This is a genomic window from Streptomyces sp. NPDC048560, from assembly GCF_040650955.1.
GTDB lineage: Bacteria > Actinomycetota > Actinomycetes > Streptomycetales > Streptomycetaceae > Streptomyces.
In genome coordinates this window covers 42,738-59,701 of record NZ_JBEZIJ010000016.1, presented here as the reverse complement: position 1 = coordinate 59,701, position 16,964 = coordinate 42,738, and the positions used below count along the sequence as shown (strand labels likewise).

Below are 16,964 nucleotides of genomic sequence, written 5' to 3'. Positions count from 1 at the left end.
GGGTCACATCTCCCACGCTTCGACGGTCATGAGCGCCCCGCCGGAACGCGCGACGGCCTGCGCCATCTCCAGACCGGTGGCGGCGCTGAGCTCGCTGCCGGTCATCGACCATGCGGACGCGGCTGTCACCGGGGGAGCCGCCGCGACCGTGACGGCCGTGTCCGGGGCCGCCCACCAGCGGGGATTCCCGAACATGGCGGCCGTGAGCAGCGACTCCAGGGAGCCGAGGGCCATCAGCGCTCCCACCGGCGACCGCACCGGCATCGGAATGTCGCGAGCCAGCACCCGCTCCTCCCAGACCAGGCCGGCGGGGCGGGAGTCCGCGCCTGTCGCCGCCGCGGGATGCAGCTCCATCCCGGCCCGCAGGCTCACGAACGCGTCCTTGGTCATGGCCTCGTCGTCCGACCCGCTCGCCACGAACATGCCCGGTGCGAAATCGGCCCGGACCTCGGTGGTGTGGCCGGGGTCGGCGGGCTCCCCGGGCGCGAACTCCCCCTCTGCGATGTCCCACAGCTGGGTGGGCACCGGCACTCCGCCGTACCGCTGGATCTCCACCCTGAACGGGACGACCTCCTGGCGCACCGAGACGGTCCCGAACGGGTCCACGGCGGCGGCGTCGACCAGTGACTTCTCCGCTCGTGCCGTGAGCCGGAAGTCCCGTCTGCCGGAACCGCGCGACCGCCAGGCGGCGGGCTCGGCGAGGGCCCGTTTCAGGTCCCCGCCCACATCGCGCCCGCCCAGTGCGGGAGCCGGGGACCCCCAGCCGATCTCGAAGTCGAAGGAGACCTCGAACAGGAACAGGTCGATGGAGCCCCGTCCGCGGGCGAGGTAGGGCGCTGGACCCTCCAGGTGCAGGGCGAGACTGACACCCATAAGGGTGCGGCCGAAAGCCCGCAGCGCGATCCCGCCGCCGACGTCGGCGACGAAGCGGAACGGCTCGTACTGCACGAGCGCGTCGAAACCGAGGAAGCCGCGCAGGCCGCAGCCGGCGACCTCGGCGACCAGTTCGAGGCGGGCTCCGAGTTGCAGGGTGTTCGACGTGATCGCGAAGTAGGCCTCGCACCGCATCTCGATCCATGGCGCCGGGCACAGGTCCATCGACAGGCGCCGCAGCGGCGGGATGCCGTTCGGCAGGGGGAAGCCCGGATGGAATCCGCCCGCGCTGACCACCAGGGTCGGGTCCGCGCCGCCACGGGTCAGCAGCAGGAGATCACCCGTCAGCGGCGCCCCCACGATGTGGGAGCCGGCGAGGCCGGCGACGAACATGACGCTGGGCTCGGCCGGGTCGATGAAGCCGGCGAAGGTGACCTGGAGAAAGACCAGGGGCGCGGCCGGGTCCGGCAGGGCGATCACGAGTTTGCCCATGATGGTCAGCCGGATCTGCCTGCCCGCCTCGGCCAGGACGGCGACACTTCCCGTAACGATGCGGGCGCCCCAACTGACCTGGAACATCGGGCCGGTGACGACGGAGCCCCGAGCGGCCGGGAACATCGCGGGAAGGGCCTCGATCGTCTTCCGCCCGGTCCCCGCCGGGTCGGAGGGGAACAGGATCTGAGCCGCGGTGCCGTCAGAGACCGCGCGCAGCAGGGCGTCGCGGTCGATCCGCCGGTTCACGCCGACGATTCCACCCACTCCGGAGACGCCGAACCCGAACCCGATCTGGATCCCGGGCGGTGGGAACGTCGCCCCCATGATGACGAGGAAGGAAAGCGGGTTCCCGTCCTTCGCCGGCGAGAGCACGCCGAAAGCGGCGGCCGACATCGGGGGGATGCGAACGTTGAGGGCGCCGGCCAGATCGTCGCCTATCCGCGCCATGATCCCGGTTCCGGCGACGACGGGCAGATCGAGGGAGACCCCCACACCGTCGGGGATCGCGGGAAGCAGTTCCGAGGGTTCCGGCAGGAGCGGTGTGCCTGGCTCCACCGAGACCGGGAGGCTGAATCCGAGCCCGCCGACCTCGACCTCGACCGGTGCGGCCGGCAGGGCGACGGTGAGTGACGTGCGGAAGGAGATGCGGATCGTCGCGGCGTCGGCGGTGTCGGGGACCTCGGCCGCCAGGTCCAGCCAGCGCCCGGCGGAGCCCGTCAGCCGGGCGCGCAGCGAGGGACTGCCGGCCATGACGACGCCGCTGCCCGGCGCCACGTGCAGGTCGACGTCGAGCGGGAAGGCCAGGTCGACCGGGAGCATGCCGCGCAGGAAGCCCGGCGTGAGCACCACTTCCCCGCCCGTCAGGCGCAGATGTCCGCCGCGTTCGAGTTCCCCGGTGGGGCCGGCGCCGACCCATGCCCCGGCGCTCACCGCACCGAACCGGACCGACGGGCCACCCTCGATGCCCAGGGCCTCTCCCGGGACGGACCGGGTCAGAGCCAGGTCGACGCGGGAGCCGGCGATGAGCTGAAGTGCGGCGGGTGGCTGGTCGGGGGAGAGGCCGACGGCCAGTTCACCGGGCGTGTTGCCGCCGACGGTCAGGGTGAAACCGCCCGGAAGGGGGAGCTCCGGTAGCGAACCCCCGCTGAGACCGGCCGCACGGACGGTGACCGCCGGATTCCCCCCGGGCACGACGGCCAGGAGCGCGACCGCGCCGGTCCCGGAGGTGGCGACGTACGCCAGGCCATGCGGTGCGTCGTCGGCAGCCGCTTCCCGCCAGCCGTGCAGCCCCACGTGCGCGGTGCCGGAGGTCGCACTCAGCCGGTCGAGAACCGCCAGAACCTGGTGTTCGGGGTGCACCGCCTGCAGGATTCTTCCGGCGTACGGTGTCGCGGCGAACGTTTCGTCCACCGGGAGGCCGGACAGACTGGGCATGGCCTCTGCGGCCGCCTTCTCCAGCGCGCTGATGAACGCGCGTTGCAGAAGCTGGAGCAGCCGTCGGCCCTCGTCCTCAGCCACTGACGATCACCGTCCTCCCGGAACGTGCGGGTGTACTCAGGCGGCCACCCGATAGGTCACGTAGTAGAACGAACCCTCGATGTTCGACGAGGCCACCTGTGCGACGTGCCCCCGGTCCGTGTCGTCTCCGTCGATCCTGATGGTCCCCAGCGGGTCATCGCTGTTCAGAATCCCGGAGTCCTTCTCCATGAGCGTCAGGGACATCGAGAAGTCGAAGGGGATCGCGATGGAGGGGTGCGCCACCTGGCCGGTGTTCATGTCGACCGTCTCGCCGTTGCCCGGCCACACCGAGTTGTCCAGACCGCTGGCGGAGTTGACGGTGAGATAGACGCTGTCGGGGTCCGCGCGGACCTCGTCCAGCGCCTGTACGAGCCCGGGGATCGCCCGCACGGTGGCTATTACGGCCTGGCCGGTCTCGTCGATGAATATCTTCTCGAAGCCCGAGAGCAGGCCTTGAATGTGTGGAGTCAGATGGCCGAAGTCCGTACCGGTGGCCGGCTTCACGCACCAGAGCTCGACGATCGTGGCGGTGGGCATGATGTCTCTCCTTGGTCGTAGCTGGTCGGAATCGCATACAGCGGAGCGGACGCCTGACCCACGGTCAGGCCCCCAGCACGGTGAAACCCGCTTCGGAAAGCCGGGTGCCAAGAGCGGCGAGGGTGGCCGCGTCGTTGAAGGACCCGTTCTGCTCCAGTCCGTTCTCGCCCTGGAACTTGCGGACCGCACCCTGGGTGAGGGGCCCGTCCGCACCGTCCTGGCGTCCCGGTTCGAAGCGCAGGGCGAGCAGTGCTCCCTGAACCCCGAACACGTCGGACAGGTCGAGCGCCAACCGGTCGGCGGGCAGCCCCCGGTCCTCGACGGTCCGGGCCAGCAGGAAGTGCGCCCGGTCGAGCTTGTTCCGGACCTTGATGGTTCCCTCGTCCGGAGTGAAGTGGCATTCGTCGGCGGCGCTGGTCCAGTTGCGCTCACGCACATGACCCTGAAGTTTGGGAAACTTGAACGCCGGTCCCAGGGCCCAGCACATGCTCAGGGCCGCCAGCTGCGCATTGGCCGGCCAGGAGCCGAAGGCACCGAACTCGGGCCGGCCTGTGAGGAAGGACTCCATCTGGTCCAGCTTGGCGAACACGTGCCGATCGATCTCGTCGTCCGCCACGTGCAGGGACGTGAAGGGAGGAGCGAAGGAGCCATGCCCCCGAGGGGCGAGATCGAGGCGCCCTTTGACCTTGTCCCACTCGGAGGCGACGAGGTCCGCCGTCACCGGGGAGCCGTTGCCGTCCAGCCATCGAAGCTCGCCGGCCAGGGCCAGCGAGGCGGACCGTTCCGCCGCACTCGGGCTGGAGTTGGCTGCGGCAGTCTGGTCGATCTTGTTGCCGATCCCGGTGCTCACCCACCCCTTCTGATCGAGGTACATGAAGTTGACGCGGCCTTCGAGCGGGTCGTTGAACGCAATCCACTGGTCGCGCACGGACTGGTGCATGGTGTCGACCTCACTGTTCCGCGTAGAAGGGAATGGTGGGGGATGGGGGGAAAGCGGAAGGACCTTCGGATTCAGTTCCATGGGGAAACGCCCAGACGGACGCGCGCGTTCTCGCCGAGAATCGGCCAGGCGCTCGGGGGAGGGGTATTCGGGCGACCCACAGACCACTGTCGGGGTCCTCGGCCTCAGCGGCTCCCCGCTGAGGCCGAGATCCCGGATGGCGCCCGGGATGGTGGAACTCCACGCGGCCCGGATCCCCGGCCCGGACTCGCTCGTGCCGATGTCCACGATGAGTACGTCGTCGAAGTCGGCGGCCCGCTCAAGGTGATCCTTGAACAGGAGAATGCCCCGTCGTTCCCGCAGTGTGAGGATCCGCAGATGCAGTGCGTACCGCATCGCCGGGCTGCCGGGCGGCCGGGTGAGGGAACTGCCGGGAAAGACTGTCGCCAGGGCGAAGGCTCCGTCGGAAGGTTCGTCGGGCCCCTCATCATCCGTCTCTAGTCGTTCGTGCATCACGATGGGCAGGCCACGAACGGACAACTGCACTTCGGCCAGCCGGGCGACATGGTCCTCCGCAGAGGGCAGGCGATGGCCGACGAGCGTGGCCTCCACCTTCCGGTCGCCGAAGAGGAACCGACGCGGATTCTGGTACCCCACCTTCGAGTTGACCAGGCAGTAACGGCCACTGTGGCTACGGTGCACGAAGGCCGTGTGCGCCCCCGGCACGCGCGCGTTCCCGATCTGGCTGGGCTGATTGTCGCCCCCTACACGCACGTGCGCGGACCCTTCGTTGAATCCGTAAAAGGGGTCCTCGACCGCACTGTTGATGCCTGAAGTATCCCGGCGAATCCACGGACGTCTACGAGTGGGGGCGGTCGGCTCAGGTGTGACGTTCATGAGTATCTCCGCGGCGTACAGCCAAGGATCACCGAAATCATCCGGAGTCATGCGCCTGGTCCTACCGTCGACCGAGAGCCGGGACGGGCTCGTTCTGCCGCCTGCTTTTTCACAGAAAGAGCGGCCAGACCAACAGAAGTTGACTCAAGTCTATGTCTCCCGTCCGGCACCGACCACCGGGAGCGGCGGTCCGGCCGAGGCCGGTCGGCGGAGGCAGGTGAGGCGTCGGTGCGCGTGGGCGCGTCGGTGGCCTTGGGGGGTGTCAGCGGGGTCGGGATGCTAAGTGCCGGGCCAACCGCATGAGGTTGAGGCGTTTCCGGCACCAGGGGATGGCCAAGCGACTGTGACCGGGCGGCTGGTGCCGCATCAGGGCAACGTCTGCCCTGTCGACGACGGCGCGTAATCGCCGGTCTTCGGAGTGACGGTTTCGCCAGATGATGAAGCGGCGGATCATGCTGCCCCGTTCCTTGTGGTCGGCGTGGTCGGCGTGGTCCGTTGCGTCCAAAGCGAAGTAGCACAGTTGGGCTGGGCGGCTCGTACACTGACGAAATGGAGGACCACACGGCCACCGGGATCGGTGTACGTCCGGCGCCCGCCTTGCGGCAGTACGTCGACTCGTACGTCGGTTTCGACCTCCGCGGGCTACCGACGGGGGTGCACTGCGGCCCGCCGAGCCGCGCGCTCACCACGGTGATCAGCCTGTCAGATCCTTTGGAGGTGGCGGCGGGCGTTGACGACGGGTCACCGGTCACCCGATTCAGCAGCGTGGCCGGCGGTCTGATGTGCCGGTCCGTCGCGATCCACCACGACGGACGCCAGCAAGGTGTGCAGGTATCGCTGACACCGCTCGGGGCCCGGGCCATCTACGGCATTCCCGCTGCCGAGCTCGCCCACCGACTGGTCCCACTTGACGAGCTTCTCGGAGCGCTTGCTGTCGAGCTGATCGACCGGCTCCGGTCGGCGACAACATGGGCGGCGCGGTTCACCGCACTGGACGAGTTGCTCCTCCGAGCTGTCGGCCGTGACGCCTGCGGCGACGGTGTGCGCCGGGTGCGCCCCGAGGTAGCCGAGGCGTGGCGCCGCCTCGTCGCCGCGCGGGGTTGTGTCCAGGTTGGTGCGGTTGCTACGGAACTCGGCTGGAGCCGTCGGTACCTCACCGAGCGGTTTCGCGGTGAGGTGGGCCTGTCGCCGAAGGCCTTTGCCCGAGTCTTACGCTTCGAGCACGCGCACGAACTGGCGGCGGCGCAGGACCCGCTCCCCTGGGCCGATGTGGCAACCGTCTCCGGCTACGCCGACCAGGCCCATCTCGTACGGGACTGGCGCGAGTTCACGGGCCGATCGCCGACGGCCTGGCGTCGCAGCGAAGTCCTCCTCGGATCCGGGTAGCCGCCGGCTGACTGCCCGTGGCGCCGGCTCCCCTTCCCTTTTCTTCAAGACCGCCCGATCACTGTCGTGGACGATCGTCGGCATGAGACTCGTCGACCACGAACGCAACGCCATGGACCTGCGGACCACCCCGGTGCACCTCGGACTGGGATCGAGAGCGAACCCCGTCGAGGGCTTCGCCTGGGACCCGGGGGTGCTCCAGGCCTACAGCGCCGCGGTCGAGGCAGATGGCGCCGAGGGCCGGATGGTGATGATCTTCGACGGCGACGGGCTCGGCGACCATTGGGAGAGCCACCCTGCAGGCGACGAACTGGTCGTCTGCCTCAGCGGGTCCGTGACGGTCACCCGCGACGTGGACGGGGTGCCCTGCCGCGTTCTGCTTGGGCCGGGCGAGGCCACCATCAATCCGGCCGGGGTATGGCACGTGGTCGACATGGAGGGGCCGGCGTCCATCCTGGCCATCACCGCGAGCCTCGGCACCGACCACCGTCCTCGGACCGGCACCCGCCCGACCGAACGCGTCGGCACGCCCGGCCCGGAGGAAGCGCCGTGACGACACGCATCGCGTGCCTCGGCGACAGCCTCACCCGCGCGCAGTTCAGCGTCGACTACCTGGATCCTCTCGGACGACGCCACCCTCCAGGTGACGTGCAGCTCGCCCGCTTCGGTACCAACGGCGACTTCGCCTACAACCTCTTGCAGCGCCTCGACGCCGTTGTCACGAACCCGCCCGATGTGATCACCGTGTTGATCGGGAGCAACGACGCCCGAGCGAGCCTTGCCGGCTACCGCGTCGAGCAGGCCATGAAGCGCAAGCAGCTCCCCGATCGCCCGTCAGCCGGCTGGTTCCAACAGTGCCTGGGAGCCGTAGTCGCACGGCTGCGAGCGGAGACCGACGCGACGATCGGTCTGCTGTCGCTACCGGTACTCGGCCAACAACTCGACGGAGCGGCGGCCCAGGCATCGCAGGCGTACAGCCGGCTGATCGCCGAGGTCGCGGCCACCGACGAGGTGGTCTACCTTCCGCTCCACGAACGCCAGATCGAGGAGCTGCGCCGATCGGACCCGCCGCCGATTCCCTACCGGGAGGTGACGCCCGCAGCGGTCGTCGGCGTCCTCGTCCAGCACGCCGTGCTGCGCCGCAGCCTCGACACGATCTCGCGGCGCCGAGGTCTCGTGCTCACGACCGACCACATCCACCAGAACAGCCGCGGCGCCGCCCTTGTCGCTGAGGTCATCGACGCCGGTCTGCTGACCCGGAGAACGTAGCTGGTTCCGGCGCCCGGCCGGTCGGATGCCATCTGCCGCGCGGAGGTGGCATCCGATCCGCCGCCCCGCCCTTGGCCGTGATCTTCCCGCGCTTGTCCTGAAGTGAAGGTCCTCGGATGAGGACGGAGCCTGCCGGGGAGCGGAAGCGGCAGCGCTTCATAGCGCGGCGCCCCCGGTGGCGGCCAGCATGTTCGCGATGAGGTCTGCGGCGCGCGGGAACAGCCGGTGGGAGCGCTGCTACACCTCCATTCTCGATCGGGCGGAGGCTGCTTTGGGGGCCGACCGACCTGTCGAGGAGCACGATGCGGGGCCTGGCCCATGTCGCGCAGGGCGCAGGCGGCCTCGTGGGCGAGGGAGGCTTCTTGGAAGAAGCCACGCGGCTCGGCGCTCCGCAGGCTTGCGCTCCGTGCTCCGCAGGCTTGCCGCGTGGCTTACCCGGTACCGGGCCTCCGTGCATGCAGCGTCTACTGCCGCGTCGATCGTCTCGTCCGAGTTGTCCGGCAGAGCGCTGAGGCTGTTCAGCACTATGGCAACGTGCGGCGCCGCAGCTGCCAGGCCGACCACGTCGGCGTGCCAGCAATTGCCAGGCCGACAGCATCGGCTGGTCCACGCGGTTGCCGGTTTCCCCGGTGCTGGACAAGCCGGTGTTTGTTCTCCCCGGTGGCCTTCAGCGGGCGGGCGGCCAGTTCCGTAAGAGCCGGCAGGTCCGAGCCACGTGCCGGGCGGCTGGTGTGGCTTGCCGGCGGGTGCAGCCACGCGTCCACCCCGGCCGCGGAGTGCCACGTCAACTCGACGCTTTCTCCCGTCGTCGGTCGTCGCCGGCTGTGGCGGGGATGGCGTTGTCGATCAGGACGGCGGCTATGGCTGCAGCGGTGGGGAAGGCATCTGCGCCGAGGACCCGGGTGCGCGCCGCGGCGCCGTCGATGAGCAGCGCGAGCTGCTCGCCGAGCTGTTCAGGGTCGGCTGCGCCGGCTGCGCGGGCGGTGTCGGCGAGCCGCGCGGCGACGGCCTTCTTGTAGTCGCGTGCGTACTGGGATGCGGGGTGCTGGGGGTCGTGGAGTTCGACGGCGGCGGCGATGTAGGGGCACAGAGGGGTGGTGGGGGGGATGTCGAAGGCGGCGAGGAGCTGTTCCCGGGGCGTGAGGTCGGTGCGGTCGAACACGCCGGACAGAACGGACGGGTCGAACCTGCGCAGGTACTCGGCGACGAGTTCGTCCTTGCCGGTGAAGTGCTGGTACGCCGTGCGCTTGGACACCTCGGCCGCCGCACAGAGCTGGTCCATGCCGGTGCGGTTGATGCCCTGCTCGCGGAACAGTTGCTGGGCCGCGCCGATGATGCGCTCGCGAGCGCCCCGACCGCGGCGGCGGCCCGTGGGGCCCTTCTCCAACTCCGTCATGGGCCCAGCGTACCGCAGCTAGGTAACGATCGGTGTACATAGTTTGCGTCCCGGTTGCCCGCCCCGTACGTTAAGCACACAGGGCGGTGTACTTAACTGTCTTGCCAAGCACGTACGGCACCAACGACCAAGGGAATGGCCATGGGAAAGCTCGACGGCAAGGTCGCTGTCATCACCGGCGGCACCACCGGCATGGCGCTGGCAGGCGCGAAGCTGTTCGTCGACGAGGGAGCGCACGTCTTCATCACCGGCCGTCGCCAGGACGCCCTGGACGAGGCCGTGAAGCAGATCGGCCGCAACGTCACCGGCGTCCGGGGGGACGCCGCCGACCTGGACGACCTGGACCGCCTGTATGACACCGTCAAGCGGGAGAAGGGAAGCCTCGACGTGCTGTGGGCCAGCGCAGGCGGGGGCGAGCCCGCCCCGCTCGGCGAGATCACCGAGGCCCAGTTCGACACATGGTTCGGGCTCAATGCCCGCGGCACCTTGTTCACCGTCCAGAAGGCCCTTCCGCTCTTCAACGACGGCGGCTCCATCCTCATGACCGGCTCCAACGCCTCCCTCGGCGCCTTCCCCGGCTGGAGCGTCTACGCCGGCAGCAAGGCCGTCCAGCAGGCATGGGCTCGAATCTGGCTCAACGAGCTCAAGGACCGCCGCATCCGCGTCAACGTCCTGACCCCCGGCCAGGTCGCCACCGCCAAGCAGGAAGAACTCTTCGACGAGGCCACCCGGCGCCAGTTCGAGTCCCTCATCCCCCGCGGCCAGATGGGCCGCCCCGACGAAATCGCCACCGCCGCCCTCTTTCTCGCCTCCGACGACTCCAGCTACGTCAACGGCATGGAACTCGTCGCCGACGGCGGCACCACCGCCATCTAGACCGAACAACACACAACCAGGACAGGACACCTCATGAGCAACATCAGCATCATCGGCACCGGGAACATGGCCCGCACCATCGGCGCGCGGGCGATAGCGGGCGGCAACACCGTCGAGATCATGGGCCGCGATCAGTCCAAGGCCGCCGACCTGGCCAAAGCTCTCGGCGGCGCCGCCGCGACGGGAGAATGGGGCACCGCCCCGGCCGGGGACATCGTCATCGTCGCCCTGCTGCACGACGGCGTCGTACCGGCCGTCGCCCAGTACGGAGAAGCTCTCGCGGGCAAGGTCATCGTCGACATCAGCAACCCCTTCAACTCCACGTTCGACGGGCTGGCCCACCGCGAGGAGACCTCCATCGCGCAGGAGGTCGCCAAGGCGGCCCCGGCCGGCGCCAGCGTGGTGAAGGCGTTCAACACAGTCTTCCGCCATGTCCTGGAGAAGGGCCGGCCCGACGTCTTCATCGCCGGCGACGATGCGCAGGCCAAGGCACGTGTGGAGGCGTTCATCGAGAGCCTCGGGATGCGCCCGCTGGACGTCGGCGGCCTGAAGATGGCGCACTGGCTGGAAGGAGCGGGGGTGGTCACGGTGGGCCTCGCCAACCACGGGGTGGGGAACCTGGACTTCGCCCTCGGCATCACCGGGCTTCCCGTCTGAGCAAACGGTTGACGGATCACCGAAAGGACTCGCCATGAAGCTTGGTTTCACACTTCCCATAATCGGGCCAGCTATCAGCAGCGCAGCCGGCCTGAGCGCGTTCTGCCGCGGGATCGAGGACCTTGGCTATGACACGTTGTGGGTCGGCGATCGCCTGGTCCAGCCGGTCGATATGCATAGCACCTATCCGGGCAAAGAGCAGCCGTACCCGCCGCAGATGAAGCGCTATCTCGACCCGGTGCTGCTGTTGACCGTAGCCGCGACTTCGACCAGCCGGGTGCGGCTGAATTCGAGCACGCTCAGCACCTTCTACTACGAGCCGCCGCACCTGGCCCGGATGCTGACCACGCTCGACGTGCTCAGCGACGGCCGTCTCGAGGTCGGCGTGGGACTCGGGTGGATGAAGGACGAGCACGACATCTCCCGCAGCGCGGACTGGAGCCGGCGCGGGCGGATGCTCGATGACCTGCTGGCGTTCCTGCACGAGTGGTGGACGGTCAACCCGGTGTCCTGGGACAGCGAGTTCTTTTCGCTGCCGCCGGTTCACGCCGACCTGCGCCCGGTGCAAGCGGGCGGGCCGCCCATCTGGATCGGCGGCACCAGCGAGGCCGCGATGCGCCGGGTCGGCCGCAGCGCCACCGGCTGGCTCGGGATCGATTTTCTGCCGGACGAGGTCGCCGACCAATTGTGGTCGCTCGCGCGCCAGGCGGCGCAGGAGGCCGGCCGCGATCCCGACGCGCTGAAGAAGGCCATACGTATCAACCTCGAACCGGGCACGTCCGTCGATGCGCTGGCCGACAAGCTCAAGCGCTTCGCAGAGTCAGGTGCGGACGAGGCGTTCGTGGACGCCTTCGCACTGTTCTCCGGCCTTGACCAGATGCTCGACTTCGCCGGCCAGGTGATCGCGCGCACCGGTCGGTTGTGACCACCCAAGAGCCGGACAACCAAAGAAATCCCGCCCTTCGCCGAGAAAGCGGTACTGAACAGCCCGCCCGTCGGTGCGCCGCTGATGCGTCGCGAATCTGTCGCGGACGCCGAACAGACGGTCCACAGACTGGCGGACCTTACCTACAAGGAGATCCGAATGCGCGACCCATCAGGCCGATTTGGTAGTGGACCACGGGGTCGTGATACGTCGTCATGAACTGTCCGATGCCGGGAGGGAGTTCGTCTGGCCGCTGCCGCCCGAGTCGTTGCGGGGGCGGCAGCGGCTGGATGATCGCAGAGTCCCGAACGGGGTTGTGGAAGTTCCGCACCGGGACGGCCTGGCGGGATGTTCCCGGGCGTGACGGGCTGCGGGCCACGCTCCACGCCCGTTTCCGCAGGGGGTGGACGGCGCGTTCGACCGGATGCTGCGGGCCGCGCGGGCGAGAGCGGACGCAGCGGGCGACATCGACTGGCTGATGTCGGTCGACTCGACGGTCGTCCGCGCCCACCAGTACGCGGCCGGAGTCCGAATATGGGGTTCCGCGACCCGGCCCTCGGCCGGTCCCGCGGCGGTCGGACCAGCAAGATCCGTGCGAGGTCAGCCGGTGCTGAGCCGACTGTCCGAACGGGCGGGGCGTTCTGGGTGATGGCCTGCGCGAGGAGGTCCAGGGCGGCTCGCGAGGGTGAGCTGGCCGCAGTGGTGGCAGCAACGATGCTGGGCCCCGACTCCTGCCTCCAGGTCTGCTGCGTGACGGTCAGTGAGCCGATCAGCGGGTGCCTCATCTCGCACTCGGCGACCGCGCACGCCTTGCCCTGGTGATCGGCTCACATGGAAGCGAAGTCCTCACTCCACGCGCTCAGTTCAGCCAGCAGCGTGTGCAGTGCGGCGTCCTGCGGGTACCTGCCTGCCACCAGGCGCAGGCTCCCCGCCACCGCCCTGGCCTTGCTGGGCCAGTCCGCGTACAGGTCTCGGGTGTGGGCGTCAAGGAACACCGGTCTGGCTATGTTGGGGCGCTGCGCCGGAATGTCCGGGGCGCCGGGGTCGAGGTCCCGGCGAACAGCGCGTGACCCAGCCGCTTCCACGCCGGGACGTCGGTGCGTCGGCCGATCACGATCGCGGGACGTGCCCGAGCGCGTCCAGCAGGTGTGGGCGTCCGTGCGTGGCACCGACACCATCGCCGTCCTCGCGCTCGACGCAGTTGGCGTAGGTGGACTCGACCGCATCGGTGCCGTGCGGGGGCCGGTGGCCGTGTGATCTGGTCCTGCACCTTCGGGCCGGCGCCTGTGCGCGGCGGATGAGCGCTCAGACGACGTCACGTGGCTGGACGTCGACCCCCGCAACGGGCATTCCTCACCGCGCAGGTTCCCTGTCGGCGCCAGCGGCATCCAACATCTTCTTCGTCCGACGGTGCCGGACGCGCGCCCACCGGCAGGCTCCACCGCGCCGAAGGTCTCGGTTCATGCCGTGCCGCGGACGACGGCGAGCGGCCCTGCCGCGAAGCACCCCTGCGCATGTAGCAAGATGAGCGGGCCCCGTCGGTCAACGACTCGTCGCTACGGCGGGCCCCGCACATCCCGGACTCGAGCAGCAGGTGGCAGCAAGGTGACGACACATCAGATAACGGGCGTAAGCCCTCGTCCCGGCACGACGGCAGGCAGCCGGTGAACCGGGACCTCACGCTTCACGACTGGATCGTCGCGGGCGTCTGGATGGCTGTCGGGCTCGCGGCGGGCCTCCTGCTGCGCATCCTCCTGCGCTGGCTGAGCAAGCACGCGACCCGTACCCGGTGGAGCGGGGATGACGTCCTCGTCGACGCGCTGCGCGCGCTCGTGCCGATCGCGGCGCTCGCCGGCGGAGTGGCGGCCGCCTCGGCGGCGCTGCCACTGACCGGCCGGGTCAACAACGCCGTCAACGAGATCCTGACGGTCCTGCTCATCCTCGCCGCGACCATCACCGCGGCACGCGTGATCACCGGCCTGGTTCGGGCGGTCACGCAGTCCCGTTCTGGTGTCGCCGGATCGGCCACCATCTTCGTCAACATAACCCGCGTCGTCGTCCTGGCCATAGGTTGCCTGGTCGTTCTGCAAACCCTGGGCATCTCCATAGCTCCGCTGCTCACCGCCCTCGGTGTCGGCGGGCTCGCGGTCGCCCTGGCTCTCCAGGACACGCTCGCCAATCTCTTCGCGGGCATCCACATCCTCGCCTCGAAGACGATCCAGCCCGGCGATTACATCCGTCTCACCAGTGGGGAGGAGGGTTACGTCGTCGACATCAACTGGCGCAACACCGTCGTACGCAACCTCTCCAACAACCTCGTCATCATCCCGAACGACCAGCTCTCCAGCACCAACATGACCAACTTCAGCCGCCCGGAACAGGAAATGACCCTCACCGTGCAGGTCGGCGTCGGCTATGACAGCGACCTGGAGCACGTGGAGCGCGTCACCGCCGAGATCGTGACCGAGGTCATGACGGAGGTCGAAGGCGCGGTGCCCAAGCACGAACCCGCCATCCGCTTCCACACGTTCGGGGACTCACGGATCAGCTTCACCGTAATCCTGGGCGTGGGTGAGTTCAGCGACCAGTACCGGATCAAGCACGAGTTCATCAAACGGCTGCACAAGCGCTACCGCGTGGAGGGCATCCGCATCCCCGCCCCGGCGCGTACCGTGGCCCTCCAGCAGAACGGCGTGGCGATTCCCCCGCAACGCGACGGATCCCTTTCGATCCTGTAGAGCATCGTGGCGGGGCGGACTTACCAAGGCCCCCCCGACACGCGCGTGGCGAGGTGATCACGGGTAAGTCTTCACGCGGTGGTATCTGCTGTCACCAGGACAGGAGATACCACCGTGATCATTTTCAGGGCAGGAATTCGAAGAACGCACGGTCAGGCGCGAAGTTGTGAGAACACACCGTCACGTCCCTGCCCTGGAGATAGGCCAGCTACCACTCACTGAACGTCATCTCGTAGAGAGGCCGGGCCGGACTGTCGAACCCCTGGACAGCGCGCCCGGGCGACGAGGGCTCGGCGGGAACGCGAAGGAAGACTGCCTCGCCCGTCGTTGCCGTCGCCACCGGCATCACTTGCCCAGTGTTCGCCCCCACCGGACCGCGCAGGAACTCCGCCCGGCAACGCTTAGTACTCCAGCCGTAGATCGTGATCTCGATGGTGAGCGGCGCCTCTCCGCCTACCGGAGTTCACCGAGACGGAGGGCGTCCCTTATCGCGCTGAGCTTCGCGGTTGTCGCCGGGGTCCGTTCCTTCGCCTGTTCGCCGAGACGGAGGGCGTCCTCAATCTCGCTGAGCTTCGCGGAGGACAGGACGCCCGCCCGCTCGATCAGGTCGTCCCGGGACACGGTGGTCAGCCACGTGCAGGGGGTAAAGCCCGGGCGCGAGAACGCGAACCGCAGCACGCCTTCGATGGGCAGTCCTTCCATGGCACCTACTTGCACTTCGACGCCCAGACCGCTGATGTCGACGCCCGCAGGAGTGACGACCTGCATCGCCCGGATCCTGGACGCGTCGTCTGCCGCCAGCAGTACGACCAGCCGCCGCTCGTCGAACCCCACCCACCAGACTTCGCCACGTTGCACATGTCCTCCTGACTCAGGTCGGCAGCCGGAACTGCGCGACCCTGACGCGTTGTGGAGACGGGTGCGGCCACCGTTGATCATCGTGAGTTGTCTGGACTGACGAAGAGACGGTGGCCGCAGGTCACAGCATAGAACCCGCCCGTTGGCGGGACGCGTTCGAGGGCAGGTCCGCGACGACGTGTGCGCGTACGTGGTGGAGCACCTGCACGACGACCGGGCGGTGCTGGTCGTCGACGAGACCGGCGATGTAAAGAAGAGCACTGGCACGGTCGGCGTTCGGTGGGTCTCCCCGGCTGCCGGTAAGCATGAAGTGGCCCTCTGCCGAGGCCAGTCCGTTGCCGTTGCTCCTTTCCGTCGCTTGTGGGGCGCTGCCGAGAGTCGACGGCTTCGACCTGCCGGCGGACGGGACGCTGCTTTTCTTCGTGGACCAGGGGATGGACCATGAGGACAGTTCCGGGAGGTACACGCGAGTCGTGTATGTACCGGACGGCACTGAAACCACGGTCGCGGAAGCCCCCAGCTCCGTGTGTGTTCGCGAGCAGCTCGACGTCTACGGCGAGCTCAGAGCCGAACTGCCTCTTTGGCTCCAGGAGGGCGACGAGGACGAGGACTGGCACGAGTACTGGGAGGATCTCGATTGGGAGGACATGTCGCCCTTCCAACAGCAGTTGGCCCGGTACATGGAGCGTGACCTGCCGCACCTGGACGAACTTCGGGATCTTGCCTACGACCTCTGGTCGTCTGGCGCCGGCATCGTCATCGGCGGGTATGCCGATGACGAGGTGATCAACAGCATCGCGGAGCAGACCCTCGCGGGCCGCGAGAAGGCAGGGGACACGAGTTTTGTGATCCGCCACGATGACTTGGCCGCCGCTCGGGTGGACAAGTCGCTAGCCGTGACCGATTTCAAGGCCCCGTGACCATGTTCGGCGCACCTCTACAACTGGGAGGGCTGTAGAAGGCTGTTCACAAGAACTGTCCAGGCGTCCGCGCCAATGAGGGTTTCTTAACGAAACGATCTCGCCAGGCGACTCGACCCAGTGAGCCTTTACCGACCTGCCACTGCAGCTCGGAAGTTGGGGCGACAACGTGGTGAAGCCCCTGGTAGATGGGTTTTCGACACGAGAAGCGTCTCACCAGAGGCTTCACGTGCTTGTCTACCCGTCGGGCGTCGACGTGTCCAGCGCCGCCCGGCGCTTCCTCACCCAGTAAAGAACTTGACGCTCGGGTACGGGTGCAGTCTGTTGGTCGCCTGAGCGGCGAACTCACATGCAGGCTCGTCAATGCGGCAACCGGCGCGCGGGTTGGGGCAAGACCGCGTGCAGGAATCCGCGAACTCGCGCACTTCCGGCCGTCCTGGCGAGGGCTTCCAGGACGCTTACGGAGGCGCCGCGCAGGTTCCCGCGTTCGAGCTGGGTGTCGTACTCCACCGACACCCCTGCCAGATCAGCCACCTCGCTGCGCCGCAGGCCGGGCACGCGGCACCGGCCCTGGGCGGCGAGGCCCACCGGGTCGGGGGTGACCTTGCCGCGGCGTGAGATCAGGAAGTCTCGTACCTCGCTGCGGTTGTCCATGTCCTCCACGCTACTGGCCTGCTCG

At 68.5% G+C, this 16,964-nt stretch carries 15 protein-coding genes and 3 pseudogenes; 10 read left to right on the top strand and 8 right to left on the bottom strand.

Annotated elements, in window-relative coordinates; all coding sequences use genetic code 11:
- Positions 1 to 3 precede the first annotated feature (3 nt).
- The 4 genes and pseudogenes from AB0C82_RS33335 to AB0C82_RS33320 all read right to left on the bottom strand — a co-directional run.
- Complete coding sequence (locus AB0C82_RS33335) at positions 4 to 2,886, bottom strand: DUF6603 domain-containing protein (RefSeq protein WP_362849650.1); 2,883 nt, start codon at positions 2,884 to 2,886, stop codon at positions 4 to 6.
- Between the two features lie 36 nt (positions 2,887 to 2,922).
- On the bottom strand, positions 2,923 to 3,423 hold the full coding sequence (locus tag AB0C82_RS33330) for a hypothetical protein (protein WP_362849647.1): 501 nt from the start codon (positions 3,421 to 3,423) through the stop codon (positions 2,923 to 2,925).
- 64 nt (positions 3,424 to 3,487) lie between these two features.
- The gene (locus AB0C82_RS33325) at positions 3,488 to 5,311 is read right to left on the bottom strand and encodes a peptidoglycan-binding domain-containing protein (protein ID WP_362849644.1); all 1,824 of its coding nucleotides are present in this window, start codon (positions 5,309 to 5,311) and stop codon (positions 3,488 to 3,490) included.
- A 319-nt stretch (positions 5,312 to 5,630) separates the two neighbouring features.
- Positions 5,631 to 5,780, bottom strand: a pseudogene (locus tag AB0C82_RS33320) (IS630 family transposase); the annotation flags it as partial.
- A gap of 29 nt (positions 5,781 to 5,809) precedes the next feature.
- Here AB0C82_RS33320 and AB0C82_RS33315 point away from each other — a divergent pair.
- The 3 genes from AB0C82_RS33315 to AB0C82_RS33305 all read left to right on the top strand — a co-directional run bounded on the left by AB0C82_RS33315 (position 5,810) and on the right by AB0C82_RS33305 (position 7,915).
- Entirely contained in the window at positions 5,810 to 6,646 is an 837-nt protein-coding gene (locus tag AB0C82_RS33315; RefSeq protein ID WP_362849642.1) for a helix-turn-helix domain-containing protein, read from the top strand.
- 82 nt (positions 6,647 to 6,728) lie between these two features.
- The gene (locus tag AB0C82_RS33310; protein WP_362849639.1) at positions 6,729 to 7,199 is read left to right on the top strand and encodes a cupin domain-containing protein; all 471 of its coding nucleotides are present in this window, start codon (positions 6,729 to 6,731) and stop codon (positions 7,197 to 7,199) included.
- Entirely contained in the window at positions 7,196 to 7,915 is a 720-nt protein-coding gene (locus AB0C82_RS33305; protein ID WP_362849636.1) for a GDSL-type esterase/lipase family protein, read from the top strand. Before AB0C82_RS33310 ends, AB0C82_RS33305 begins: the two co-directional genes overlap by 4 nt.
- 784 nt (positions 7,916 to 8,699) lie before the next feature.
- On the opposite strand, the gene AB0C82_RS33300 is transcribed toward AB0C82_RS33305, so the two are convergent.
- Positions 8,700 to 9,311, bottom strand: a complete 612-nt coding sequence (locus tag AB0C82_RS33300; protein ID WP_362849633.1) for a helix-turn-helix domain-containing protein — start codon at positions 9,309 to 9,311, stop codon at positions 8,700 to 8,702.
- A 141-nt stretch (positions 9,312 to 9,452) separates the two neighbouring features.
- On the opposite strand from AB0C82_RS33300, the gene AB0C82_RS33295 reads away from it, so the two are divergent.
- Genes AB0C82_RS33295 through AB0C82_RS33285 form a run of 3 tightly spaced genes read left to right on the top strand, consistent with a single transcriptional unit; the run spans position 9,453 to position 11,769 of the window.
- Positions 9,453 to 10,187, top strand: a complete 735-nt coding sequence (locus AB0C82_RS33295; protein ID WP_362849630.1) for an SDR family oxidoreductase — start codon at positions 9,453 to 9,455, stop codon at positions 10,185 to 10,187.
- 33 nt (positions 10,188 to 10,220) lie between these two features.
- Complete coding sequence (locus tag AB0C82_RS33290) at positions 10,221 to 10,844, top strand: NAD(P)-binding domain-containing protein (RefSeq protein WP_362849627.1); 624 nt, start codon at positions 10,221 to 10,223, stop codon at positions 10,842 to 10,844.
- A 34-nt stretch (positions 10,845 to 10,878) separates the two neighbouring features.
- Complete coding sequence (locus tag AB0C82_RS33285; RefSeq protein ID WP_362849624.1) at positions 10,879 to 11,769, top strand: TIGR03619 family F420-dependent LLM class oxidoreductase; 891 nt, start codon at positions 10,879 to 10,881, stop codon at positions 11,767 to 11,769.
- An 827-nt stretch (positions 11,770 to 12,596) separates the two neighbouring features.
- Here AB0C82_RS33285 and AB0C82_RS33280 read toward each other — a convergent pair.
- Complete coding sequence (locus AB0C82_RS33280; RefSeq protein ID WP_362849621.1) at positions 12,597 to 12,764, bottom strand: hypothetical protein; 168 nt, start codon at positions 12,762 to 12,764, stop codon at positions 12,597 to 12,599.
- A 130-nt stretch (positions 12,765 to 12,894) separates the two neighbouring features.
- Here AB0C82_RS33280 and AB0C82_RS33275 point away from each other — a divergent pair, with 130 nt between their 5' ends.
- Both AB0C82_RS33275 and AB0C82_RS33270 read left to right on the top strand, forming a co-directional pair.
- Complete coding sequence (locus tag AB0C82_RS33275) at positions 12,895 to 13,026, top strand: hypothetical protein (RefSeq protein ID WP_362849618.1); 132 nt, start codon at positions 12,895 to 12,897, stop codon at positions 13,024 to 13,026.
- Between the two features lie 407 nt (positions 13,027 to 13,433).
- Positions 13,434 to 14,507, top strand: a complete 1,074-nt coding sequence (locus AB0C82_RS33270; protein ID WP_362849615.1) for a mechanosensitive ion channel family protein — start codon at positions 13,434 to 13,436, stop codon at positions 14,505 to 14,507.
- A 453-nt stretch (positions 14,508 to 14,960) separates the two neighbouring features.
- Here AB0C82_RS33270 and AB0C82_RS33265 read toward each other — a convergent pair whose 3' ends face one another.
- The gene (locus AB0C82_RS33265; protein WP_362849613.1) at positions 14,961 to 15,365 is read right to left on the bottom strand and encodes a type II toxin-antitoxin system PemK/MazF family toxin; all 405 of its coding nucleotides are present in this window, start codon (positions 15,363 to 15,365) and stop codon (positions 14,961 to 14,963) included.
- Positions 15,366 to 15,528: 163 nt separating this feature from the next.
- Here AB0C82_RS33265 and AB0C82_RS33260 point away from each other — a divergent pair.
- Positions 15,529 to 15,675 (top strand): annotated as a pseudogene (locus AB0C82_RS33260) (IS701 family transposase); the annotation flags it as partial.
- On the top strand, positions 15,671 to 16,285 hold the full coding sequence (locus tag AB0C82_RS33255) for a DUF1963 domain-containing protein (RefSeq protein WP_362849610.1): 615 nt from the start codon (positions 15,671 to 15,673) through the stop codon (positions 16,283 to 16,285). The pseudogene AB0C82_RS33260 and the gene AB0C82_RS33255, both read left to right, overlap by 5 nt.
- A 435-nt stretch (positions 16,286 to 16,720) precedes the next feature.
- Here AB0C82_RS33255 and AB0C82_RS33250 read toward each other — a convergent pair.
- A pseudogene (locus AB0C82_RS33250) lies at positions 16,721 to 16,939 on the bottom strand (helix-turn-helix transcriptional regulator); the annotation flags it as partial.
- Positions 16,940 to 16,964 lie beyond the last annotated feature (25 nt).